At 54.6% G+C, this 24,576-nt stretch carries 21 protein-coding genes and 1 pseudogene; 6 read left to right on the top strand and 16 right to left on the bottom strand.

Annotation, left to right across the window (positions count from 1 at the left end):
• Positions 1-187: 187 nt before the first annotated feature.
• From copA to HV350_RS17935, 8 genes are all read right to left on the bottom strand, one after another.
• Entirely contained in the window at positions 188-2,689 is a 2,502-nt protein-coding gene (gene copA / locus HV350_RS17970) for a copper-exporting P-type ATPase CopA (protein ID WP_181629062.1), read from the bottom strand.
• A 146-nt stretch (positions 2,690-2,835) separates the two neighbouring features.
• A complete protein-coding gene (locus HV350_RS17965; protein ID WP_181629060.1) occupies positions 2,836-3,606 on the bottom strand; it encodes a heme ABC transporter ATP-binding protein in 771 nt (256 codons plus the stop codon).
• Positions 3,603-4,595, bottom strand: coding sequence for an iron ABC transporter permease (locus HV350_RS17960; RefSeq protein WP_207388536.1), 993 nt, complete (start codon positions 4,593-4,595; stop codon positions 3,603-3,605). Before HV350_RS17960 ends, HV350_RS17965 begins: the two co-directional genes overlap by 4 nt.
• A 51-nt stretch (positions 4,596-4,646) precedes the next feature.
• On the bottom strand, positions 4,647-5,270 hold the full coding sequence (chuY, locus tag HV350_RS17955) for an anaerobilin reductase (RefSeq protein WP_016152097.1): 624 nt from the start codon (positions 5,268-5,270) through the stop codon (positions 4,647-4,649).
• Complete coding sequence (gene hutX, locus HV350_RS17950; RefSeq protein ID WP_181598503.1) at positions 5,270-5,764, bottom strand: heme utilization cystosolic carrier protein HutX; 495 nt, start codon at positions 5,762-5,764, stop codon at positions 5,270-5,272. The genes chuY and hutX overlap by 1 nt, the downstream gene beginning before the upstream one ends.
• Positions 5,765-5,767: 3 nt before the next feature.
• Positions 5,768-7,114, bottom strand: a complete 1,347-nt coding sequence (gene hutW, locus HV350_RS17945; protein WP_181598502.1) for a heme anaerobic degradation radical SAM methyltransferase ChuW/HutW — start codon at positions 7,112-7,114, stop codon at positions 5,768-5,770.
• Positions 7,115-7,132: 18 nt separating this feature from the next.
• Positions 7,133-7,957 (bottom strand): ABC transporter substrate-binding protein, encoded by an 825-nt coding sequence (locus tag HV350_RS17940; protein WP_181629058.1) that lies wholly within the window; start codon positions 7,955-7,957, stop codon positions 7,133-7,135.
• 2 nt (positions 7,958-7,959) lie between these two features.
• Positions 7,960-10,104: a TonB-dependent receptor gene (locus HV350_RS17935; RefSeq protein WP_137379469.1), complete on the bottom strand. Its 2,145-nt coding sequence runs from the start codon at positions 10,102-10,104 to the stop codon at positions 7,960-7,962.
• A 290-nt stretch (positions 10,105-10,394) separates the two neighbouring features.
• Here HV350_RS17935 and cueR point away from each other — a divergent pair, with 290 nt between their 5' ends.
• On the top strand, positions 10,395-10,805 hold the full coding sequence (cueR, locus tag HV350_RS17930; protein ID WP_029139441.1) for a Cu(I)-responsive transcriptional regulator: 411 nt from the start codon (positions 10,395-10,397) through the stop codon (positions 10,803-10,805).
• On the opposite strand, the gene HV350_RS17925 is transcribed toward cueR, so the two are convergent.
• Genes HV350_RS17925 through HV350_RS17910 form a run of 4 tightly spaced genes read right to left on the bottom strand, consistent with a single transcriptional unit; the run spans position 10,802 to position 15,024 of the window.
• On the bottom strand, positions 10,802-11,518 hold the full coding sequence (locus tag HV350_RS17925) for a DUF3142 domain-containing protein (protein WP_181629056.1): 717 nt from the start codon (positions 11,516-11,518) through the stop codon (positions 10,802-10,804). The two genes, cueR and HV350_RS17925, sit on opposite strands and share 4 nt — an antisense overlap.
• A complete protein-coding gene (locus tag HV350_RS17920) occupies positions 11,488-13,632 on the bottom strand; it encodes a hypothetical protein (protein WP_181629054.1) in 2,145 nt (714 codons plus the stop codon). Before HV350_RS17920 ends, HV350_RS17925 begins: the two co-directional genes overlap by 31 nt.
• 19 nt (positions 13,633-13,651) lie before the next feature.
• Complete coding sequence (locus HV350_RS17915) at positions 13,652-14,110, bottom strand: NfeD family protein (RefSeq protein ID WP_016152105.1); 459 nt, start codon at positions 14,108-14,110, stop codon at positions 13,652-13,654.
• Positions 14,107-15,024, bottom strand: a complete 918-nt coding sequence (locus tag HV350_RS17910; protein ID WP_016152106.1) for an SPFH domain-containing protein — start codon at positions 15,022-15,024, stop codon at positions 14,107-14,109. The genes HV350_RS17915 and HV350_RS17910 overlap by 4 nt, the downstream gene beginning before the upstream one ends.
• 134 nt (positions 15,025-15,158) lie before the next feature.
• Between HV350_RS17910 and fetA the strand changes: the two genes are divergently transcribed.
• Together fetA and fetB are read left to right on the top strand one after the other, a co-directional pair.
• On the top strand, positions 15,159-15,836 hold the full coding sequence (fetA, locus tag HV350_RS17905; protein ID WP_016155893.1) for an iron ABC transporter ATP-binding protein FetA: 678 nt from the start codon (positions 15,159-15,161) through the stop codon (positions 15,834-15,836).
• Positions 15,823-16,602 (top strand): iron export ABC transporter permease subunit FetB, encoded by a 780-nt coding sequence (gene fetB, locus HV350_RS17900; protein ID WP_181629052.1) that lies wholly within the window; start codon positions 15,823-15,825, stop codon positions 16,600-16,602. Before fetA ends, fetB begins: the two co-directional genes overlap by 14 nt.
• 78 nt (positions 16,603-16,680) lie before the next feature.
• On the opposite strand, the gene HV350_RS17895 is transcribed toward fetB, so the two are convergent.
• Genes HV350_RS17895 through tesA form a run of 3 tightly spaced genes read right to left on the bottom strand, consistent with a single transcriptional unit; the run spans position 16,681 to position 19,019 of the window.
• Positions 16,681-17,535, bottom strand: a complete 855-nt coding sequence (locus tag HV350_RS17895; RefSeq protein WP_016152110.1) for a co-chaperone YbbN — start codon at positions 17,533-17,535, stop codon at positions 16,681-16,683.
• Positions 17,536-17,593: 58 nt separating this feature from the next.
• Positions 17,594-18,364: an SDR family oxidoreductase gene (locus HV350_RS17890; protein WP_155574034.1), complete on the bottom strand. Its 771-nt coding sequence runs from the start codon at positions 18,362-18,364 to the stop codon at positions 17,594-17,596.
• Between the two features lie 28 nt (positions 18,365-18,392).
• Entirely contained in the window at positions 18,393-19,019 is a 627-nt protein-coding gene (gene tesA, locus HV350_RS17885) for a multifunctional acyl-CoA thioesterase I/protease I/lysophospholipase L1 (protein ID WP_085951033.1), read from the bottom strand.
• On the opposite strand from tesA, the gene ybbA reads away from it, so the two are divergent.
• From ybbA to HV350_RS17870, 3 genes and pseudogenes are all read left to right on the top strand, one after another.
• Positions 18,987-19,673 carry a putative ABC transporter ATP-binding protein YbbA gene (gene ybbA, locus HV350_RS17880; RefSeq protein WP_016152113.1) on the top strand — a complete coding sequence of 229 codons (687 nt, stop codon included), beginning with the start codon at positions 18,987-18,989 and terminating at the stop codon, positions 19,671-19,673. The two genes, tesA and ybbA, sit on opposite strands and share 33 nt — an antisense overlap.
• Complete coding sequence (gene ybbP / locus HV350_RS17875) at positions 19,670-22,084, top strand: putative ABC transporter permease subunit YbbP (RefSeq protein WP_181629051.1); 2,415 nt, start codon at positions 19,670-19,672, stop codon at positions 22,082-22,084. Before ybbA ends, ybbP begins: the two co-directional genes overlap by 4 nt.
• A 187-nt stretch (positions 22,085-22,271) precedes the next feature.
• A pseudogene (locus HV350_RS17870) lies at positions 22,272-23,231 on the top strand (porin); the annotation flags it as partial.
• Between the two features lie 254 nt (positions 23,232-23,485).
• Here HV350_RS17870 and HV350_RS17865 read toward each other — a convergent pair.
• On the bottom strand, positions 23,486-24,508 hold the full coding sequence (locus HV350_RS17865) for an IS110-like element IS5708 family transposase (RefSeq protein WP_000156884.1): 1,023 nt from the start codon (positions 24,506-24,508) through the stop codon (positions 23,486-23,488).
• Between the last annotated feature and the right edge of the window lie 68 nt (positions 24,509-24,576).

The following is a 24,576-nucleotide window of genomic DNA, read 5'->3' as shown; positions in this document are numbered from 1 at the left end:
AGACTTCCATGCTAGCGCGTGGTCCTGGAAGGTGCAAATACACTTCATCATTCGCTCCGCCTCTTTATTGGCAGCGTGCAAAAACCCCAGTCACATAATTGGCTATGCTCCTGGGGTTTTTATACTTGCCGCCTTGAGGCAACGCGAATGATTTGGGGCCCCGTTCAGAGCGACATCCGGTAAAGGCTTACTCTTTAGGTTTGAAGCGCAGCAGTCGATTAGCGTTGCTCACCACGGTAATGGAGGAGAGCGCCATCGCCGCTCCGGCAACGACCGGGTTGAGCAGTGTTCCGGTGAACGGCCACAAAATCCCGGCGGCAACGGGGATACCGATGCTGTTATAGATAAACGCGCCGAGCAGGTTCTGCTTCATATTGCGCAGCGTTGCCCGGGAGATAGACAGCGCATCTGCAACGCCCATCAGGCTATGGCGCATCAGCGTAATCGCGGCGGTTTCAATCGCCACATCGCTGCCGCCACCCATGGCAATCCCTACGTCAGCCTGAGCCAGCGCAGGCGCATCGTTGATACCGTCACCGACCATGGCAACCTGACGCCCCTGGCTCTGCAGACGTTTAATCGCCTCGGCTTTACCGTCCGGCAGAACGCCAGCAATCACCTCATCAATACCCGCCTCTTTGGCAATGGCGTTGGCGGTCGTTGGGTTGTCGCCGGTGAGCATCACCAGACGATACCCGGCGCGGTGCAGACGCTGGAGTGCTGCCACGCTGTCGCTACGCAGAGGATCACGTACCGCTAACAGCGCTGCTGCTTTACCGTCAATCGCTAACAGTACCGGGGTTGAGCCTTGGGAAGCCTGAGCGGTGATTTCAGCCTCCATTTCAGTGGTATCTACCTGCTGTTCATTGAGCAGCGCCTGGTTTCCCAGCAGCAGCGTGTGACCTTCCGTTTCGCCACTGACGCCTAAACCGCGCAGCGTACGGAAACCGTTGACCTGCGGCAGCGTGACATCACCTGCTTTGTCCAGAATCGCCCTGGCTAACGGGTGGCTGGAACCCTGTTCAAGGGCCGCTGCCAGACGAATTGCCAGTGCTTCGTCGGTATTGGCAAACGTTTTGATGGCGACAACCTGTGGTTTGCCTTCAGTTAGCGTCCCGGTTTTATCAAACACGATGGTATCGAGCGTGCTGGCGCGCTGCAGCGCATCGGCATCACGTACCAGCACCCCAAATTCAGCGGCACGCCCGACTCCGGAAATAATCGACATCGGCGTTGCCAGACCCAGCGCACAAGGGCAGGCAATAATCAGGACGGTGGTGGCGATTACCAGCGTATAGACAATCTGCGGCGCCGGTCCAAAGAAATACCAGATAGCCGCACTGACCAGCGCAATGGCGACCACGACCGGAACGAACACCGAGGAGATGCGGTCGGCCAGTTTGCCAATTTCCGGTTTGCTGCTTTGCGCCTGGCGCACCATACGAATAATGCGCGACAGCGTGGTGTGACTGCCAACAGCGCTGGCGCGGAACAGCACGCTACCGTCCTGTACGACCGTACCGGCGTGGACGCTATCGCCTGCACCTTTTTGCTGTGGAATCGGCTCACCGGTCAGCATGGCCTCATCCAGCCAGGCTTCACCCTGAGTGATTTCGCCATCAACCGGAACGCGGTCACCGGTGGTCAGGCGCAGCAACATTCCAGCCTGCACCTCTGCCAGCGGCACGTTCTTTTCACCTTCGTCAGTGACGACGCGTGCGGTCGGCGGTGTCAGATCGAGCAGTTTTTCCAGTGCTTTAGACGAGCGTTGGCGAGCCCGCGCTTCCAGCATGTGTCCGAGGTTAATCAGACCGATAATCATGGCACTGGCTTCATAATAGAGGTGTCGCGCTTCCATCGGGAACCATTGTGGCCAGAGGTTGACGCTCATGGAATAGAGCCATGCCACCCCCGTACCCAGCGCCACCAGCGTATCCATGGTCGCGGTGCCGTTCATCAGGCTTTTCCACGCATTGCGGTAAAAGTGACCGCCCGCGAAAACCATCACGGCAAGCGTTGCCAGACCAATCATCAGCCACAGGCTGCGGTTGTCGTCGCTCACCATCATGTTGTCGCCAATCATGCCCCATACCATGACCGGGATACCCAGGAGCAGCGCGACGGCTGCCTGCCAGCGAAAACGTTTCATGGTTGCCACGGCGGTTTCTTGCTGACGTTCGCGACGCTTAGCATCATCTTCAATCGCTTCTGCGCCGTAGCCCGCTTTTTCAACCGCCTGTACTAAATCTGCGGCGGAGGCACTGCCCATTACCAGCGCAGTGCGTTCCGCCAGGTTTACCCGTGCCTGCGTGACGCCCGGTACACTTTGCAATGCATTTTGTACGCGGGTCACACAACTGGCGCAGCTCATGCCGTTTAACAGCAACTGTTGGCTGTCATCATCAGCCGTAGCTGCCGGAAGCTCGGAAGGGACCGCTGCCAGTGCTTCCGACGGGATTGATGACTCCGTCAGCGGTTTAGCCTTTGGGTGGCTTAACTCCGCGCCGTAACCGGCTTGTTTAATGGTTTCAATCAGCGCTTCTGCGCTGGCGCTCCCGGTAACATGCGCTTCTGTCACGGTGACATCCGCTTGCTCAACGTCCGGACGTTGTTCCAGACTTTCTTTAACGCGTTTTACGCAGTGACCACAGGACAGGCCGTCCAGGGTTAGATCGATTGTTTGAGACATAACCAACTCCTTTTTTGCAGGATTAACTGACTGTGATAAAGGTTAAACCTTCCAGCAAGGGGAAGGTCAAGGGCGTTTTTAGAAAAGGTGAAAAAAGGGTGTAAAGGGAGAAAAACGGGAACGCCACGTCAGGGGTTCCCGGTCTGTTATTGATTGAGGACGATAATCGGCGTTCGATGCTTCGGTTCATTTATGACCGTGAGATCGGCACCGTACAGCGCGTTCAGCGACCGTTGCTTCAGAACATCCTGCGGATATCCGTTATCAACTATTCTGCCGCGTTCCATCAATACCACACGGTCGGCATAGCGCGCCGCGAGGTTGAGATCGTGCAGGACGCAGCAGACGTTAAGCTGCCGTTCACGCACCAGACGACGTAGCAGACGAAAAAGGTGCTGCTGGTGGTGAATATCCAGCGCGGAGGTGGGTTCATCCAGAAACAACCATTTCGGCCCAGGCTCGGGCTCCCAAAGCTGAACCAGCAGGCGCGCCAGCTGTACCCGCTGTTGTTCTCCTCCCGACAGATGCCGGTAATCGCGTGCGGCCAGCGCCTGGCAATCACACAATGCCATGATGTACTCCGTTTCATCGCCCGTGTTGCGCGTACGATACGGATGTCTGCCCATGCGAATGACCTCCTGAACGCTAAACGGGAAGGCCATATGACTATTCTGGCGCATCACGGCACGGGTTTTTGCCAGCTCGGTGATTGACCACTTGTCCAGCGGCTTGCCAAACATGCTACAACGCCCACTGTGGGGCTGCAGATATCCCGTAAGCTGGCGTAGCAGCGTCGACTTCCCGGCTCCGTTCGGGCCAAGAATCGCGATGATCTCTCCATCAGGTAGCGTCAGGGAAACGTCGTCGGTCAGTCGTCTTCCCTGAATGTGGTAGACCAGATTTTCAGCGACGATCATGACACCCTCCGGCTACGCAGTATTAACCACAGGAAATACGGTCCACCGATCAGGCTGGTTAACAGGCCAACGGGCATTTCGGCTGGCTGAACAAGTGTGCGGGCCAACGTATCGGCAATCAGAAGTAAACAGGCACCGGCCAGCGTAGAGCAGGGAATCAACCAGCGATGATCGGCACCGGTCGTCATTCTGATCAGATGTGGGATCACCAGGCCAATAAAACCAATTACGCCGCTGACGGAAACCGCAGCGCCGACCAGGAGCGAACTGAGCAACAGTAACTGCTGACGCTTACGTTTGACGTTTACGCCGAGGTAATGCGCCTCTTCATCACCCAACTGCAGTAAATTAAGCGTTCCCGCCATGCAGACGGTTACAACAATGGCTGGAAGAACAAACGTGCTGGCAACCAACAGCGTTGGCCACTGGGCCTGGCCGAGATTTCCCATCATCCACAATGTAAGTTGACGTAGCTGCTGCTCGTCGCCCACATAGCTCAGTACGCCAATAGCCGAACCGCACAGGGCATTGATAGCGATACCGGCTAACAGCAGTTGCATCATTCCACCGTGGTTATGACGCTGGCTTATCAGGAAAATAATCGTGCAGACCACCATGCTGCCTGCGACGGCAAAAATCATCTGCTCATACAGCACCAGCACTACGGGGAACGAAAATGGGATAACTATCGCGATGCCGACCATCAGCGCGGAGCCGCTGCTGACGCCAAGCAGGCCAGGATCGGCCATCGGATTGCGGAAAAGTCCCTGCATGATGACCCCAGCCGTCGCCAGCGCAGCACCGACCAGAACGGCCAGCAGCACGCGAGGCAGGCGGATGTTTAACCAGATATCACGATATTCGTCGTTGAACAGAGCGCTGAAGCTAATGTTCAGCGCCCCCTGGCTGGCACCGAAGAGCATCAGAGCAACCAGCAAAAGAGAAAGACCCGTCAGGATGCTGACGGAAGAAAGCGAGTCCTTAAGCACGTAACGCTCCATAACGTCTTTGCGGCGCGGAGTTCCCGCGCCGTGAGGGGTTTACGCGGGTTTCAGTCCCGGCTCAACCAAACTGTAAATCTGGTTATTAAGTGCTGGCGCAGTGGCCAGTTCGTGAATATGCTTCGCAACATCTGCACGCATTACAAAGCCGTGACACTCCTGAGCCTGTATTCGTTGCGCCTGGCCGGTGGCTGCACCGTTCAGCAAACCGCCGGGGCGGAGAATGGCGTAGTCCAGTCGACTGGTTTGTAGCCAGCTTTCAGCCAGCGATTTTTCCCGTACAGCCTGACCAAATGCGGCCTTTGCGCGTGAAGAAAGAAAAGGCCAACTGTCACCGCAGCCGAGTGAGGTCACCAGAATCATGCGCTTGATCTCCGCTTTTTCTGCTTCATCAATGACGGTTCTGTGCGCCAGATAATCCTGGGCGCCGCCCATGGAGGAGATCACCGTGGCATGTTGACCCGCTGCGCGACAGGCACAGGCGGTGACCTGACTATCGCAGGCGTCGCCGATGAAGACCTGCACACCTTTTTCCTGCAACCCAGCAGCGACCTGTGCGTTGCGAACGACGGCAATCACCGGACGTTGTTCCGCCAGTGCGAGTTCAAGCGTTTTCGCGCCGACGCCGCTACCACCCGCACCAAAAATGAGCCATGGAGCCATCAGGCATGTTCCTTTAAAGATGAAGACAACGCGTGAAAGGCGCTGACCTGTTCGGCCAGTAGCTGTCGATGTTCATCCCGACCGAGGAAAATTTTGAACATTGCGCTACCCGCCTGGTTAAAGAAGAGAATGGACGCGGTGTCCATTCCCATAAATTTGCGTTCAATCAGGGCAATATGCGTACAGTTTTCTACCTTGATATGACCGGTCATGCCTTTTTTGCCGCGCAGGTTGAAGTAGCCATGACGGTGGAATCCGGAAGGTAATTCCCCGGTGAATTCCAGAATGACATCAGCAGTATGGACCAGGGTGGTGACTTTGCCCCATTCGCTGACGGTTTCCCAGACAGTATCAAATTGATCGCCGGAAACCAGCGTCGGGGAGGGGAGGTTTTTCACCACCTCCAGCAGCGTGGTGTTGTACTGGGCAGCGATAGCTTCCAGCGTACCGTCCGGTTCAGTTTTCAAAAAATCCTGTAAAGAGACATGGCTCATAATTCACTCCTGGTATGGTTGTTCTACCGCAATGCGCGGCGCGTTAAGTGCCTGAATAAGTTCATCAAGAGACTGCAAAATATTGCTCGCCCAAAAACGCCCTTCATTGGTCAGGCGCACACAGGTGCTGGCATCTCGCGTCAGTCCTGCGTGATGCCATTGGGTCAGTAGCGGGGTCAGTTTTTGTGCATGAGGCGTCAGTTCATCCAGCGGAACGCGGGCCGTTTCAATGCCCGCCTGGAGAGTGTGTCGCCACTGGAAACCACGCTCGGCGGTACGCATCATCATCATTAGCGGTTTTTTCCCGGCGGCGATAGATTCATGCCATGTTGTCAGATTGCGCTCGACCATCCAGGAATAGCCATTGACTGATCCCCCGGCGCCTGAGCCGAATGCCAGACAGTCCGCTCCCTGTTTAATCAGCAGGTTGTACAGATTGCGTTCACGCGTGGTACGCGCCCAGTGGCTGTTGCTGATGCAGCGCCAGCCTGCGCTGTCCATGAAATCGCAACCCTGAAGATAGAGATCGCGACGTTCGGCGGGAGAGGGAACGGTTGTGCGCCCGGTTTCAACTGCTTTGCCAAGCGGTGTATTGGGGATCAGGTTCAGCGCATAAAGATCTACGCCGTCGAGGCCGATTTCACGGGCAATCGCCAGATCGTCGCCCCACAGTTTTGCATCTTGTCCTGGCAGACCAAACAACAGATCGCATACCACGGCGGCACGATCCCGTTTTACCAGCCCCTGCATAAAGGCAATTGCGGTCGGGCCGTCTGAGGTGCGCGCCATTTTCTTGCGGATCCGGCTGTTAAAAGATTGAATACCGATCGAAAACCGATTGGCGCCAGCGTCAAGGCAGGCATCAATTCGCGCATCGTCAAAATTGAGCACTCGTCCCTCAATGGTAATTTCGCAGTCCGGTGCCAGCGGTAACTTTTCACGCAGCGCGGTGATGATTCTGCCCAGATCCCGTGCTGACAGCGCTGAAGGCGTACCGCCGCCAAAATAGACGGCGTGAATTGGGGCTGACTGATGTAATGCGCTATCGGCTTCCATCTCGATTTCGCGCAACAGCGCGTTGGTGTAGCGGGCGCAGTGATCTTCTTCGAACCGGTTTTGATAAAAACCGCAGAAAGTACAATGCGTTGCACAAAAAGGGATATGCAAGTACACCAGCCGTTTACGCGGCGGGGTAGGCTGGCTGATAACATCCTGCCAGGTTTGTGACAATAGCTCTTTGGCAATCGGGATCGCCCCGCGCCATGGCATTGTGGCGCGGCGATCCTTAAAGGGCTGACTTCCCTCAAGCGCAAAATGCGCGGTGAGATCCAGCGAGTGTTCAGTCTTCATTCTTTTTTATAAATCCAGTTAGTGAGGCCAGAATTGCTGGTGCAGGGCTTCAACCGCATCGGCGACGCGAGGCCCCATTCCCAGAATCAGCGCCTGGTCTACCGCCACAATGCGCTGGTTTTTCCAGGCCGCAGTGTGGGTAATACCGGCAATCGCGCTCAGACGAGCCAGATCGCCATCCACCATTTGCGACGTCACCACGATCACCTCCGGGTTGGCGGCGATCAGCGACTCCGCGCTGTAACTTTTATACTGCGCGTGGGTGGCGACATTTTGTGCGCCTGCAAGGGTCATAATGGCATCGGCAACGCTGCCCTTGCCGGCGACCTGCGGCGCGCTGCCGCCAGCGGAGAGAATGAACATGGCTTTGACCGGCGCATTTTTCGCCGCCACGCTGTGCTGAACACGATCCAGACGTTTATGCAGGCGATTGACCAGCGCTTCACCTTGTTCAGGAATGCGCAGCGTTTGAGCCAGCTCCCGAATGTTGGCGTACATTTGCTCGACGGTGGCCGGTACGCGCGGCAATGTAACGACGTTAACTTTCTGCGCCCGGAGCTGATCCAAAACGATTTGAGGGCCTGCATCCTGCCAGGTGATAAAGCTGTCCGGGTGCAGCGATAAAATGCCCTCGCTGCTTAACTGCTTCCAGTAGCCGATATGCGGGAGTGCGGCAGTTTCTGGTGGGTACGAGGTGGTTTCATCGACGCCAACCACCCGGTTGCCGACGCCCATGGCGTAAATCAGTTCGCTAAGCGAACCGCCCGCCACCACCAGGCGGTCAGCGGACTGGGCGCTGAAAACACAGGCGAGGCTCAGTAAGCCAATCATGAGTTTTTTCATCGTCAGAAATTCCACGCAAAGCCAACAGCGGCATTGAAACCAGCGTCTGGGATAGATTCATGCGCGGTTCTGTAACGCTTGTCGGTCAGGTTGTTGAGCGCGAGGTTGACCTGATACTGGTCCTGCGGACCAAACTCAGTGTTGAATGCGAGGTTTAGCGTGGCCCAGCCTGGGTAGTTTATTTCCGTGGTGCCGGTATTATCTTTGGCGCGGGACGCCGCGCGAATAAAGACATCGGACGTCACGTTAGCGGCATTCATCAACCAGGTATGTTTCAGGCCAACGCGCCCGGTCAGCGTGGGTTCGCCGGTATCCCAGGTTTTTATGGTGTTGCCTTCGTATTGACGGCGAATGAGATTACCGCTCAGGTAGGGTGAAACCGCCCAGCCGTTGTATTCTGCGGTTAATTCCATGCCCCAGGTTTTGGCACGATCGATGTTGTCGTAGTAGTAATAGCCGCCGCGGGAAGAGGTGGTGTTGCCGTTGCAAACGGGTTGGCCTGAACAGGCCAGACTGGCGATATAGTCTTTGGCTTCGGAGTAATAAATAGCGCCGTCAATCAGCCACATATTCCCTTTATACCGCGCGCCCAACTCATAGTTATTCGAGTGTTCAGCCTTCAGGTTTGGGTTGCCGTAGGTAACGCTGCCGCCGGCGGATGTCTGCATGAACAATTGAGTAAGCGTGGGGAAGACATAGCCCTGGGCGTATGCAGCCCGGAGTTCAAGATCTTCAAAGCCGGAATAGCGCAGGCTGGTCGAGGTCACCAGTTCATCATCGTGAACGGAATTTCCCCCGGTGGATTGCCAAGTGGTGCCGCTGCTTTGGATGGTTTGCGTATCGTTGCGATTGAGTTTCGAAGACAGCCAGTACTGGCGTGCGCCCACGGTCCACGTCCAGTCATCGGCAAAGCGCCAGTCGTTTTGCGCGAACAGTGAGGTGTTGCTTTGTTCCGCTTCGTTATATGACAGGGTACGAGTTTGCGTATCGAAGAAGCCGGTAGCCGCGGTCTGGCGCGTACTGCCGTCCGTGTCCTGTTTTATTTTGTCATGCTGATACTGAGTGCCAATCACCAGCGTGTTGTTAGCCGGAAGGGAGATATTACCCTGCAGCGTTACACCCTGGGTATATTGTTTGTCGTTGGTATTGGTTTGATTGCTTACCGTCAGCGCTTTAATCATCGGGCTGGGGATAATCTGGGTCGTTTTGACCCGGTTTTCAAATTTGCGCTCTATTGTCTGGGTGTATGCGTCAAAATGGATGTTCTTCAGGTAATCCCCGTCGGCCGCGTAGTCGTAGAAAAGACCGATTTTCTCGCGTTCCAGCTTAGGAATTTTGACGCTAAAGTCATCGAACTGACCTTCGGGATCGTCAAACCAGGTTTGAGTGGATAGCTTATAACGGTCGAGTGAGAGCCCAATTTTGTGGCGATCGAGATTGTAGCCAAGCCACACTCCCTGACCGTTATTACGGAAGTTGGTGTCGGGCAATCTTCCGTCAGGTGTATCGCGATCCCCCTGGTCGGAATAGCTGCCATTGATACGGTAGTCAAAGTTACCGATGCTTCCCCAGGCTGCCGCTGACTCTTCCCATCCTGCCGTTGCGGAGTTATAAACAGCCTTAACGCTACCACCCAAAGGCTTATCGCCGCCTTTTTTGGTAATAAAGTTCACGACGCCGCCAATTGCCTGCGAACCATAGAGGACAGAATAAGGGCCTTTGACCACTTCAATACGTTCCAGCGCGGATTCGTCAATCAGTAAACCGGCTCCGTAGTTTTGTCCGGCACGTTGGTAGCTGACGACCTGGCCGTCTATCAAAATCAGCACCCGCGAAGAAGCTTCGCCACGGATACGAATTTGTTTCCGACCTGCGAGAGCGTTATCGGTAACTTCGACGCCGGGGATATCTTGTAAATCATCAGCAAGAGAAACGCTGGTGGAGTTTTGTAGCGTCTGGCGATCGATAACCTGAATGGTTGCCGGGCTATCCCAGAGACTACTTTCTGTGCGGTTAGCCGTAACGATCACCGTATCTTCGTCGGACGTTGAACCGTGTGTTGGAGAGGTCGCTGCAAAAGTAGCGCCGGACATGCATAATGTCAGGGCTGAAAGAATAAATGGCCTTTGGTTAATCCGTGGCAACATAAGAGAACCTTTATTGAATGTAAATGATCATCATTATCATTCGCGTTTGTATATAAAATTGTTTCCCTTTGTTCAAGATGAAAGGTGCAGAACCGATACATCTTTTGATTTGAGTCAATTTTGCGTGGTCAATAAATGCTGAAATGTGATCTGAATCGGATATAACAATGTGAATTAAAAGGATTTGTGCATCGCTGTGATGGTGGGAAATGCGCGGGGTTCTTGGGTAAAGGATTACGGCAATGTGGGCTATAATGTGGCTCAGTACCAACAAGATCAGCGGGGGAAATGTGAATATTAGCGATGTTGCGAAAAAAACCGGTTTAACCAGCAAAGCGATACGCTTTTACGAAGAAAAGGGGTTAGTGACGCCGCCGCTGCGTAGCGAAAATGGCTATCGCACATACAACCAACAGCATCTGAATGAGCTTACGCTGTTACGACAGGCACGACAGGTTGGTTTTAACCTGGAAGAGTGCGGCGAGTTGGTGAACCTGTTTAACGATCCGGCGCGTCACAGCGCAGATGTGAAAAAGCGTACGTTAGAAAAGGTGGCGGACATTGAGCGCCATATCAGCGAGCTGCAGGCTATGCGCTTGCATTTGTTGGCGCTGGCGGAGAGTTGCCCTGGCGATGACAGCGCCGAATGCCCGATTATTGATAATCTCTCCGGCTGCTGCCACCATAAAGCGAAGGCTTAACGAAGTGGCGGATTAAGCATAAACACCACCGTGCCGCGGTACCACGGTGATTTCTCAAGTTGCGCTTCAGCCTGCGGGTCCCGGCTACCGTTTTGTACCAGCCCCAGCTTAAATGGAATGCGCAGACGACTGAGGGCGGGCAGATACGCCTGATAATTCGGTACCGTGTGACGTCCCTGATAGCTCTGGACCACCAGTTCATCGACCGCCAGCGCGTTCAGCGTGGCGACGTCGCCCGTTTTTGCCCAATCCAGTAGTCCGGTTACGCCAAGTGCAAACTCGGTCGGTAGCCGTTGGCGTAACTGCTGCAGAAAGTAGGCGTAATCGGCAAGCTGATGGGTCGCCGCGTCAAAATCAACCTGCAGGCCGATGACGTGATTTCCGGCCGTCTGCCAGCGTTGCATCAAGCGTATGATGCGCGCCGGGATCTCCTCCGGTACGTCGAGTGTGGTAAAGCGCACGGTCAACCAGATAGAGGGGAAAGTCAGGCGATTAACCGGCAGTCCTAGACGCTGGAACACCACGTTACCTGAACGTACCAGGACTTCGCCCTGATGCAGATAGACTGTTTGTGCGTTTTTCAGCTCGTCACTGGCCTTCACTCCGGACCATAGCCAGAAGGCCGGATGTTCACGGGCGGCGACGATTTCCGCCGCCTGTGCCTGGCCGAGTAGCAGCGCAGTTACCAGTAGTATTTGAGTTTTTGCGCCCACGGACTTCCCGGATACTGTGTTTTCAGTTGGGTGAACCAGCCTTTACGCTGTAGTTTATCTACTTCCTCACCGCCGCACTCGTTAGAGCCTGACGGCGCATAGCACATGATGGCGCGATACAGCGCAAAGCTCTTATCTTCAACCTCTGCTTTTGGCGATGTGATCACCTGCTGGTAGTAGCTTTGCCTGTCGAACTGGCCGAACGGTTTCTTGCGCGAGATTGCTGATTCAAGCACATCGTTGCCGGAACTGTTTTTCCATAAATCAACGTGGGTTTGCGTAGTGCGGAAAAATTCGCCTAAGCAGTTCAGGGAGTGGGCATCATGCGCTTGTTTGCTCAGAACCGTTACCGTTTCATTGAGGCTGCGACAGGTATAACCGCTCTCGGCAGAGTCGCCTTTCCAGTCGAAAATACTCAGATTAACGTCATCAAACGCTTCGCCAATGACCGGCGGCGTAATGGCGCTGGCCAGTTTTCTGTCATTCAGCCAGTCGTCAAAGCGATGCTCAGTGAGATCCCGCACCAGCAGCGTATGCAGGGCGATGGTACGCTCTTCGTTATTAGGACCATGGACGGCTTGCTGGCGCAGTAGTTCAGGCGTGGCCTGGGTTTTCAGCACCTGCGAGCGAAAGCGCAGGTTAGTTACTGCGCTTTCTGGGGCGAAAATTGCCGCCACGTCGCCGCTATAAACCAGCGTCGCGGCTAGCTTAGCCTGCACATACTGCTGCTGTTCGTTGTCCTGGCTGAGCTTCAGCAATGTCTGCCAGAAATCACGTGCGGTGGTCCATTTCTGCTGGCCCATCAGCGCTTCGCCGTACAGCACCTGTTCGCTGAAGGCCAGCGTATCGTGGGCCGGAAGTTTCTGCGCCGGAGTAACTGCCGAAATAATCGCCGCGTAGTTGCCCGTTGCCAGCCACAGATTCAGCTGCAGATCGCGCCATAGCGGCAGTTTTTGGCTCTGCTCAAACACCGGTTTGCTGGCGTCAAGCTGGGCCTGCGTCAGCGTTGGTTTGTTGTTGTTATTCAGGCGCAACGCGCGCAGCAGTTCGATATAGCTGACAAGCGGCGCATCGGGGAAAGCCTCCACCACGGACTGTTCGTAGAACGCCATGCCGTAGACATTATCGTATTCGATGACGATCTCACGCAGTTGCTGTGCGTCAGCCGATTGCTGAAGCGTCTGCTCATACAACCCCGCCAATTGCGGCCACGCCTGTAAATACCAGTTGATACGACGCAGCATACCGTGCGAGGAAGCGGCGTACAGGCCTTGCGGGTAGTGTTGCAGATAGGCTTGCGCCAGCGTCTGAGCCTGAGAAGCGTCCTCGCGGTTAATTTTTGTGATATCAAAATCGCCGTACTCGCCCACGCTGTTCTGGCTGCTTTTGTTCAACGCCGCACGTATCAGCATGTATTGCGCGGTCTCAGCCAGCCACGGACGATCGCTTTTGGCTAGCTGAGCGAAATCCTGTTCGGCGCTGGCATAATCACCGGCATAAAAACTGGCGGCCGCTGCCAGATAGCTTTTGTAGGACTGAGCTGGAGAATCTGCCGGGAGAGTGGCAAGCGATGACTCAATCTGCTCGCGGGTTGCCCCGGATAACAGTCCTGTGCGCGCCTGGGCCAGGGCCTGACGCTGATTTGCCGTTAACGTTGAGTCGGCCAGCAGTGCGGCAAAAAATGCGCTGACGCTCGCGGTATTATTCGAAACATGACGGTTCTCAAGCTCAGCGTCGTTGACGTTTATTTCGTCTGCGCTAATGTTCAGTTCGGCTATCTGTCGGGACAGGGGGCTGTCTTCGGCAGATACCTGCGCTGCGGCTGGCTGCGGGGCAATGTCATCCCACTGCGGATGATACGCAAAATAGAAATCGCGGGAGCGGGTGATGTCCGCCGGCATCGACTGCACCGGCAGAGCAAATGATTTCTCCTGGCTCAGCAGCCGCAGCAGGTTATCACGACTGTCGTTTTCCGGATTGAAGGTGGGCGTGCCTTTCAGCAGGCAGCTGTCGTCGCTCCATTTGCAGTCTTCCATATCGAAAGAGGCGAATACCTGCGGGGCGACGACCAATAATGAGCAAAGGGCAAAGGCAAGGGGTGTCTTCCTGACCATAGTCTTATTTCCTGTCTTTTTAGTGTGATACCGCTGTAATAATCAGGGTAATTCCCTCAACGGCAATAACTTCAACCTGCGTTCCGGCGCTCAAATCGTCGCGGGCGCTGACGGGCCATGAGCTGTCGCCGACGCGCATATGTCCGCGGCCATTGACCAGGGCTGTTTCCAGAATAAATCGACGGCCAACCAACTGCTGCCCGCGCTGGTTAAGATGGCTGTCGGCGGGTTTCTGATCTTGTACGCGCCTTGCCAGCCACTTCCACCACAGCCAGGCCGCCAGCAGGGTGAGTACGGCGAACATCGCCCCCTGCCACGCCCAGTCAAGCGGGATAAGCCACACCACCAGGCCGGTAATCACCGCCGCCACGCCGCTCCACAGCAGATAGCCGTTACCGCCCAGCATCTCGGCGGCGAGTAGCAGACCGCCGAGGCTGAGCCAGAAGATGTGCGGGTGCACCAGAATCATCGCTATCATGATTTTTTCCGTTCGCTGGCGCTGTCTTTCACCAGTTCGGCTATCCCGGCAATGGACCCCATCAGGCTGCTGGCATCCAGCGGCATCATCACCACTTTGCTGTTATTCGACGAACCGATGTGCTGCAGCGCTTCGGTGTATTTCTGCGCCACGAAGTAGTTCACGGCCTGAATATCCCCGGCGGCAATGGCCTCCGAAACCATCTGCGTCGCGCGGGCCTCGGCTTCTGCGGAACGTTCACGCGCTTCAGCCTGTAAAAATGCCGACTGGCGTTCACCTTCCGCTTTGAGGATTTTCGACTGCTTCTCACCTTCGGCCTTGACGATTTCTGCCTGACGGATCCCTTCCGCTTCAAGAATATAGGCGCGCTTGGTACGTTCGGCTTTCATCTGCGCGTTCATGGCGTCGATAAGTTCCGCCGGCGGACGCACATCGCGGATTTCAATACGGGTGATTTTAATGCCCCAGGGATTCGTGGCCTCGTCAACGATATGCAGCAGGCGCGTGTTAATGTTGTCGCGCTGGGAGAGCATTTCATCGAGTTCCATCGAGCCGAGAACGGTACGAATGTTGGTCATGGTCAGGTTGATGATCGCCAGTTCCAGGTTGCTGACCTCATAAGCCGCTTTTGGCGCGTCGATCACCTGAATAAAGCAGACGGCATCGATCGCGACGTTGGCGTTGTCTTTGGAGATGACTTCCTGAGAGGGGATATCAAGCACCTGTTCCATCATGTTGATCTTACGACCGATGCGGTCCATGAACGGTACAACAAGGTTTAAACCCGGTTGCAGGGTTTTGGTGTAACGGCCAAAACGCTCGACCGTCCACTGATATCCCTGCGGGACGATTTTGACGCCAGCACCGACGATGACCAGCGCGACAAAAATGAGAATAGGAATAAAAATGAGCATTGATGAAACCTCCTGTTGTGTTGTCCTTTACTGCCTCATTAGTCAAATTATACCCGATTTATCAAGGTGGGCTCCCCTATAATAAATTACAGGGATAGACTGTCTGCACGAAAGAGGTAAAAAAGGGATTGGTAATGGAAGAAAGCAGCATTCTGCTTCAGTTAAAAAATGTCGCATGGCAGGCAGGGGCGACGCAGGTTCTCAATAACATCTGTTTTAATCTCCGGGCCGGAGAATTTAAGCTGATTACCGGCCAGTCTGGTTGCGGTAAAAGTACGTTACTCAAGATAGTGGCGTCATTAATTAGCCCGACTGCCGGTGAAATTCTCTTTGAGGGCAAGGAGATAAACACTCTTAAGCCTGAAACATATCGCCAGCAGGTCTCTTATTGTGCGCAAACGCCCGCGTTGTTTGGTGACACCGTTTACGACAACCTCATTTTCCCCTGGCAAATCCGCGATAAACGTCCGGAGCCGGATGTGTTTCTTGCCGATCTGGCCCGTTTTGAGCTACCCGAAACGATCCTCAAAAAAAACATCAATGAGCTGTCTGGCGGCGAAAAGCAACGCGTCTCGTTAATTCGTAATTTACAGTTTCTGCCAAAAATCCTGCTGCTTGATGAAATTACCAGCGCGCTGGATGAAGCCAATAAACGGAATGTGAACGAATTAATTCACCACTATGTTCGCGATAAGAATATTGCTGTGCTGTGGGTGACGCACGACAAAGATGAAATTAATCATGCGGATAATGTCATAACCCTTCAACCGCACGCCGGGGAAATGCAGGAAGTAAGCAATGAACGAGCATAATATTACCAATGAATCACTGGCGTTAGCGATGATGCTGGTGGTGGTCGCGATACTGATCAGCAACAAAGAAAAACTGGCGCTGGAAAAAGATATTCTCTGGAGCGTTTGCCGGGCGGTGGTTCAGCTTATTATCGTTGGTTATGTGCTGAAATATATTTTCGGCGTTAACCACAGCATTCTGACCTTATTGATGGTGCTGTTTATCTGTTTCAACGCGGCCTATAACGCGCAAAAGCGCAGTAAATATATTGATAAAGCTTTTCTCTCGTCATTTCTCGCCATCACGGCGGGGGCGGGGTTAACGCTGGCGGTGCTGGTTCTGTCAGGCTCTATCGAGTTTACCCCAATGCAGGTGATCCCAATTTCCGGCATGATTGCAGGCAATGCGATGGTTGCGGTAGGGCTGTGTTACAACAATCTGGGGCAGCGGTTTAACAGCGAACAGCAGCAAATTCAGGAAAAACTCAGCCTCGGTGCGACGCCGAAAGTGGCCTCCGCGCCGCTGATTCGCGACAGTATTCGCGCTTCGCTGATCCCGACGATCGATTCAGCGAAGACCGTGGGACTGGTGAGTTTACCGGGGATGATGTCCGGGTTGATCTTTGCAGGTATTGATCCGGTAAAAGCGATTAAGTATCAGATTATGGTGACGTTTATGCTGCTTTCGACCGCCAGTCTGTCAACCATTATCGCCTGCTACCTGACCTATCGGAAGTTCTATAATTCACGTCACCAACTGGTGGTGACGCATTTGAAAAAAAACTAATGGAGTACCGGATGGCGCGGGCCTACGGGGAGATTGTAGGCCCGATTAGCGCAAGCGCCATCAGGCAAATGCAGCGGATTAGTACAACAGCGCGTACAGCTGGCGGCGGTATTTCGAGGCCAGCGCATCGCCGGTGCCCAGTGCGGCAAGGATCTCCTGGAAGGTTTTACGCGCCTGACCGTCGGCTGCAGTGAGATCTTTCTTCAGGTGACTGAACAGCAATTCCAGCGATTCCTCGTTACGTCCGACCTGGTGTAACTGAATGGCCAGTTGAGTTGCCAGCGCCGCATCCTGTGGATTGCTGGCGACCTGCTGCTGCAACTGTTGGATTTCAGGTGTATCAGCCGCCTGCTTCAGCAGTTCGATCTGTGCCACCAGGCCCTGATAACGGGTGTCCTGATCCTGCAACGGGATAGTTTTCAGTACCGCTTCGGCTTCGTCAGAACGGTTCAGGGCGATTTGCGTTTCCGCCAGCAGCAGGCCAATTTCGCTGCTCTGGTTGGAGATCTGCCAGGCTTCTTTCAGCAGCGGCAGCGCATCAGCGTGATTGCCGGCTTCGATGAACTCGATCGCCTGGCGCGCTTTCAACTCTTCTTCGCTCGGTAACACTTTCTCCAGCAGCGCGCGAATAACTTCTTCCGGCTGCGGGCCCTGGAATCCATCTACCGGCTGACCGTTCTGGAACAGATAAACCGTGGGGATCGCGCGCAGACCAAACTGGGAGGCGATCATCTGCTCGGCGTCGCAGTCTAACTTGGCGAGAATAAACTGACCGTTGTACTGAGCAACAAGGCTCTCCAGCACCGGCGTTAATTGCAGACAATGCTGGCTGCGCTCAGACCAAAAATAGAACAGGACCGGCGTGGTCATCGACTGTTCAAGGGTCTGCTGGAGATTCGATTCGTTAATGTTAACAATATTCTGTGTGGACATGGAGTTACTCTCTTTTGTCGATTTCTTGTTACATGGGGGCTGACGCGCGTGCTTCAACTCAACCGTGTAAAATTTTGTCCATTATGCGGCCTGGCAACAGGCGTTTCAGTAGCATAACTGCCCAGGTCACCAGCGTAACCGGATAACGCAGCTTTGGTTTGTTGCTCTCAAACGCATGACGCACTTTGGCGACAACCGCTTGTGGCCCCAGCGTAAAACGCGCGGCAATTCCGGGGTTTTCCACGGGAGCATCGCTCTGGGTCTGGTTGACGTTTTCGGTAAAGCGGGTGCGAATAGGGCCAGGCTCAATCAGGCTGACCTTAATCCCGCTGTGGCGCAGCTCCATACGCAGCGCGTCGGACCAGGCTTCCAGCGCATATTTGCTGGCGGCATAGGCCCCGCGCCCCGGCGTTGAGATCAATCCCATTACCGACGAGGTCATCACAATTCGTCCTTCGCCGTGGGGTAGCATGGCGGGTAACAGGCGCATGGTAAGCTGATGTGCGCCGAAGAAGTTGGCGGAAAACTGCTGTTCCATCTGCTCGCGGCTGATGGTGGGCAGTGGGCCATAGACGCCGTATCCGGCGTTGTTAAAGATCCCATACAAACGATTATCGGTCAGGGCGATCACCTCATCAGCCGCGCGATCTACGCTCTCGGGTGAATCCAGATCCAGCAATATGCCGGTGAATCCCATGCTGTTCATACGCGCCACATCGTCAGGTTTGCGACAGCCTGCCAGAATTTGAAAACCCTGGCGCTTTAGCTCAAGCGCGCTTTCCAGACCGATTCCGCTGGAACATCCTGTTATTAAGACCGATTTTTGCATAACTTTACCTGTCAGGATCTCCGTTGTTTTACGAGTCGTGATTTACTAGAGGTGTGAGATGTTGCGCCATCCAGTCGGCAATAAACGGCTGGGCGTCACGGTTAGGATGAATACCATCATCCTGCATCCACTGGGGTTTCAGATAAACCTCTTCCATAAAAAAGGGCAGCAGAGGTATATCAAACTCTTTGGCGAGTTTTGGATAAATCGCGCTAAAGCTTTCATTATAACGGCGACCGTAGTTTGCCGGCAGACGAATTTGCATCAGCAGCGGTTCGGCATTTGCTGCTTTCACATCCTGCAGAATCGTGCGCAGGGTTTGTTCGGTTTGCGCAGGCGCAAAACCGCGCAGACCGTCGTTGCCGCCAAGTTCTACCAGCACCCAGCGCGGCTGGTGCTGCTTCAGTAATGCAGGCAGACGGGCCAGACCCTGCTGCGAGGTGTCGCCGCTAATACTGGCATTCACCACCGGCGTTTTGGTTTGCCATTTATCATTAAGTAGCGCAGGCCACGCGGCGCTGGCGGACATACGGTATCCGGCGCTCAGGCTGTCACCCAGAATTAATAACGTGTCCGCTGCGGCGGCGCGGAAAGTTAACAGGACCAGGAACAGGAAAGGCCAATGCCAGCGGAAAACATTGTTGAAGTTCATCATCTTAAGAAATCCGTCGGTCAGGGTGATCATGAGCTATCCATCCTTACCGGAGTTGAACTGGTTGTCAAACGCGCCGAGACCATTGCGCTGATTGGCGAGTCGGGTTCAGGAAAATCCACACTGCTGGCGATCCTCGCCGGGCTGGACGATGGCACCAGCGGTGAAGTCAGCCTGGTGGGGCAGGCGCTGCACACCATGGATGAAGAAGCCCGGGCACAGCTGCGGGCGCGACACGTGGGTTTTGTCTTCCAGTCATTCATGTTAATTCCGACCCTAAACGCGCTGGAAAACGTCGAGTTGCCCGCGTTGTTGCGCGGCGAAAACAGCGGAAAAAGTCGCGACGGGGCAAAAACGTTGCTGGAGCAACTGGGGCTGGGAAAACGTCTTGATCATCTTCCGGCCCAGCTTTCCGGCGGGGAGCAGCAGCGCGTGGCGCTGGCGCGGGCGTTTAACGGTCGCCCTGACGTGCTGTTTGCCGATGAACCGACGGGCAATCTGGACCGCCAGACCGGAGACAAAATCGCCGACCTGCTGTTTTCTCTGAACCGGGAACATGGCACCACCCTGATTCTGGTGACCCATGATTCTCAACTGGCGGCGCGTTGCGATCGGCGTTTACGCCTGGTGAACGGACAGTTGCAGGAGGAGGCATGATTGCACGCTGGTTCTGGCGCGAATGGCGCTCGCCTTCATTACTGATTGTCTGGCTGGCGCTGAGCCTGGCCGTGGCCTGCGTGCTGGCTCTGGGCAATATCAGCGATCGTATGGAAAAAGGGCTGAGCCAGCAAAGCCGTGAGTTTATGGCGGGAGATCGGTCGCTACAAAGTTCGCGTACCGTGCCGAAAGCGTGGATTGACGAGGCGCTACAGCGTGGCCTGAAAGTGGGCGAACAGCTGACCTTTGCCACTATGACCTTTGCCCGGGATACGCCGCAGTTGGCGAACGTCAAAGCGGTGGATGATGTGTATCCGATGTATGGCACGTTGCAAACCAATCCGCCGGGACTGAAACCTCAGCCAGGCTCGGTGCTGCTGGCTCCGCGTCTGATGGCGTTGCTGAACTTAAAAATCGGTGATTCCATCGACGTGGGCGATGCCACGCTGCGCATCGCCGGAGAAGTGGTGCAGGAGCCGGACGCCGGTTTTAATCCGTTCCAGATAGCGCCGCGCCTGATGATGAACATGGTGGATGTCGAGAAAACGGCGGCGGTCCAGCCGGGGAGCCGTGTGACCTGGCGCTATAAATTTGGCGGGACACCGCAGCAACTGGAAGCCTATGAAAATTGGCTGCTCCCGCAGTTAAAGCCTGAACAGCGCTGGTATGGGCTGGAGCAGGATGAAGGGGCGCTGGGGAAATCACTGGAGCGTTCGCAACAGTTCCTGCTGCTGTCGGCGCTGCTAACCCTGCTGCTGGCGGTCGCTGCGGTTGCCGTGGCGATGAGCCATTACTGCCGCAGTCGTTACGATCTGGTGGCTATTCTGAAAACCCTTGGCGCGGGCAGAGCACAGTTGCGCAGGCTGATTGTTGGTCAATGGCTGATGGTGCTGGCGCTGTCTGGCGTGACCGGAGGGTTATTCGGACTGTTGTTTGAACGCGCGCTGGTGGTATTACTTAAGCCGGTACTGCCCGGCGAACTGCCGCCTGCCAGTCCCTGGCCGTGGCTATGGGCATTAGGCACCATGACGGTCATTTCTCTGCTGGTGGGGTTACGCCCTTACCGTTTGCTGCTGGCGACTCAGCCACTGCGGGTACTGCGCCGTGACGTGGTGGCAAACGTCTGGCCGCTGAAGTTTTATTTGCCGGTGGTATTGTTAGTCGTGATTGCCCTGCTCGCCGGACTGATGGGCGGAAGTCCGCTGCTGTGGGCCGTGCTGGCCGGAGCGGTAGTGCTGGCGCTTTTGTGCGGGGTGCTCGGCTGGATGCTGCTCAACGTGCTGCGTGGCCTGACGCTCACCTCGCTGCCGCTGCGTTTAGCGGTCAGTCGGCTGTTGCGCCAGCCGTGGTCAACGCTCAGTCAGCTGTCGGCATTTTCGCTTTCCTTTATGTTGCTGGCGCTGCTGCTGGTACTGCGTGGCGACCTGCTCGACCGCTGGCAGCAGCAAATGCCGCCGGAAAGCCCGAACTATTTTCTCATCAACATTGCCACCGAACAGGTGGTTCCACTCAAGGCTTTCCTGGCTGAGCATCAGGTGATCCCGGAATCGTTCTATCCGATTGTGCGGGCGCGTCTGACGGCGATCAATGAGAAGCCGACCGAAGGCAATCACGATGAGGCGCTGAACCGTGAGCTTAATCTGACCTGGCAGGATACCCGACCGGATCATAACCCGATCGTTGCCGGAAGCTGGCCGCCAAAAGCGGGCGAAGTCTCGATGGAAGAGGGGCTGGCGAAACGGCTGAACGTCAAGCTTGGCGATCGGGTGACCTTTATGGGCGATACCCAGGATTTCAGCGCTACGGTCAGCAGTCTGCGCAAAGTGGACTGGGAAAGCCTGCGCCCCAACTTCTTCTTTATCTTTCCCTCCGGCGCGCTGGACGCTCAGCCGCAAAGCTGGTTAACCAGCTTTCGCTGGGAGAACGGCAACGGCATGCTGACGCAGCTTAACCGCGAATTCCCGACTATCAGCCTGCTGGATATTGGCGCAATCCTCAAACAGGTGAGCCAGGTGCTGGAGCAGGTGAGCCGGGCACTGGAGGTGATGGTGGTGCTGGTTACCGCTTGCGGTATGTTGCTGCTATTGGCGCAGGTCCAGGTCGGAATGCGTCAGCGTCATCAGGAACTGGTGGTCTGGCGCACGCTGGGCGCGGGTAAGAAGCTGCTGCGTACCACGCTATGGTGCGAGTTCGCCATGCTCGGGATGGTCGCCGGACTGGTGGCTGCCATCGGCGCGGAAACCGCACTGGCGGTGCTGCAAACCCGAGTGTTTGATTTTCCGTGGGAGCCAGACTGGCGACTGTGGGTCGTGTTGCCGCTTTGTGGGGCATTGTTGCTCTCGTTATGCGGCGGATGGCTCGGTTCACGTCTGCTAAAAGGCAAAGCGCTGTTCCGTCAGTTCAGTAGTTAATTCATATTCGTGATGATTACGCACCGGTTTTTTAAATCGGTGCGTTTTTTTATCTATGTAGCACAAATTGATAACTCATTGATATTTAACAGCACAGAACAATAAAAACCCGACAACACGAGTGTATTAATAAACGTTAATATTTGTATGCTGAATAATTGGCAGGCTATCTATCAAGGTACAAATAATGACTATAAAAAAAACGGCGCTGGCGGTATCGATCGGCGCAGCAGTGGCATTAACGACGTTCGCCTCCCAGGCGGAAATCACGGTCCTGAAACAAGATCCACAGGCGGGCAACCCGCTGAGCCGTCTTAACTTCACCGTTGGCGGGAGTATTCGTCCGCAGTTCCAGAATATGGCCGGTGACGATGGTAAGAATGGCTACAAACGTAATGGCTTCGACGGCGGGACGCGTTTCCGCTTCGCCGCTGATTACTATCTGTTTGATGACATCAGCTGGGTGAGTTATTACGAGCTGGGCGTTAACTTCCCGGCAATGTTCAACTGGGATAATCACTATGCTAACGGCGCCAACGATACCACGCGTCGTATGTTGTACACCGGTCTGAAGAGCGCGACCTGGGGTACGCTGACCTTCGGTCAACAGAACAGCATTTACTATGATGTGGTTGGTGCGAAAACGGATATCTGGGACTACGACATGATCGGTCAGGCACCAGGTAACGGTATCAATGGCGACTATGATGGTTCCTATCGTACGCGTAAATCACTGAAGTATAAGAAAACGGTTGGCGATGTTGATCTCTACGCGTCTTATCTGTTCAGCGATGATTACAACCCGAACAACGGTCTGCGCTACAAGCGTAAAGGCGGTGGCTCGCTGGGTGTGGATTATCACATCACCGATGACCTGACCTGGGGTACGGCGTGGAACTACACCCGCGCGGAAATGCGTGGCGACACCAGCAAAACCTACGATCAAAACATCGTCGGTACCGCGCTGAGCTGGAAACCGGACAACTGGACCTTCTCGATGGGCGGCGGTTGGTATCAAAACTTCATGACCACCAAAAAAGTCTCTGTTAACGATTACTTTGCCGGTGATGCCTGGGGTCTGGAATACTTCGCGGGTTACACCTTCCCGGTTGGTCAGTATGCGCTGAAATCCGTTCAACCCTACTATAAGGGCTTCCCCGAACAGTCAACGCCGGTTTTTAATTTCTGTCTGTTCATCAATGAAAGGCAAGGGATAAGACTGCGCTACTATAAACGGTCATGCTGAATCGCTAGTGATTCGGACCCTGATGAAAGACGCTCGTGAGATCCTCCTTCGTTAATCGGATAGTGATATCCAGTAGGATATGCAGATACTTCTCACGGGGGTCTAACCCTTTACCATCAACAATTTACAGTTCAGTTACTACTCAGTTAAATTTTTCATGTTGTTGAATACAGTCTGAAGTCATCGCCGTAATGTAATGATGCCCAGCACAACCTCGCATTCTTGGCGGCGATTGCAACGACAGCACGCCAGTATCCCCGCCTACCAATCAACGAGCAGACCCAACGGCTAAACGGGTCCGTTCTATTCTCTGCCCCTACCATTACAGAACGGGCTCCCTGGACCAGTAGGGTTCGCAGATAGGCATCACCCGCTTTTGTTATCCTGCCAAGCTTTGATTTTCCGCCACTACTGTATTGTGATGGCGTTAGCCCCAACCAGGCTGCCAGTTGGCGCCCGTTCTTAAAATCATGGGCATTGCCAATACTGGCGACCAGCGCACTCGCTGTGGTGGGCCCAACACCTTTCAGTTCCATTAACTGCTGGCTGCGATGATCTGTTTTGGCCACACGAGATAATACCCTGTCATATTCGGCGATTTTCTCTTCAATATTAGTGACATGTGTCAATAGATCATCAATGCACAGCCTAACCTGTACTGGCAGAGTTTCCTTCTGGTCAGAAACAACATGACGCAGAGCATCAGTGCTTTGTGGGGCAATAACCCCGAATTCAGATATCAGGCCCCGAAGACGGTTATACGTTGCTGTTCTTTCCTGGATAAATCCCTGTCTTGTCCGATGTAAGCATTGCATTGCCTGCTGGCTTTCGTCTTTGACTGGTACAAAGCGCATATGCGGCCGCTGCACTGCCTCACAAATAGCTATTGCATCAGCTGCATCATTTTTCCCGGTCTTACCCGCCATGCGATAGGGTGAGACAAATTTCGGAGCCATCAACCGGACATCATGGCCATACTGCCTGAATAATCTTGCCCAATAGTGGGCACCCGAGCAGGCTTCCATTCCAATGACACAGGGAGGTAAACCTGCGATGAGTTCAGAAAGTGCTGCACGCGACACCTTGGGTTTAACCAGAACAGCTTTACCATTTTGGTCAATGCAGTGAACAGCAAACACATTTTTAGCAAGATCGATACCGACAGTGGTGATGGTCATAACGAATCCCTCTGGGTCAATGTTTATCCTATGATTGCACGAAAGTTAATCAGGCGCATATCTAGGGG

This window comes from Citrobacter sp. RHBSTW-01013 (genome assembly GCF_013781985.1).
GTDB classification, from domain to species: Bacteria; Pseudomonadota; Gammaproteobacteria; order Enterobacterales; family Enterobacteriaceae; genus Citrobacter; species Citrobacter braakii.
Note: the sequence above shows the minus strand (reverse complement) of the source record. Positions and strands in the feature narration are given on the sequence as shown.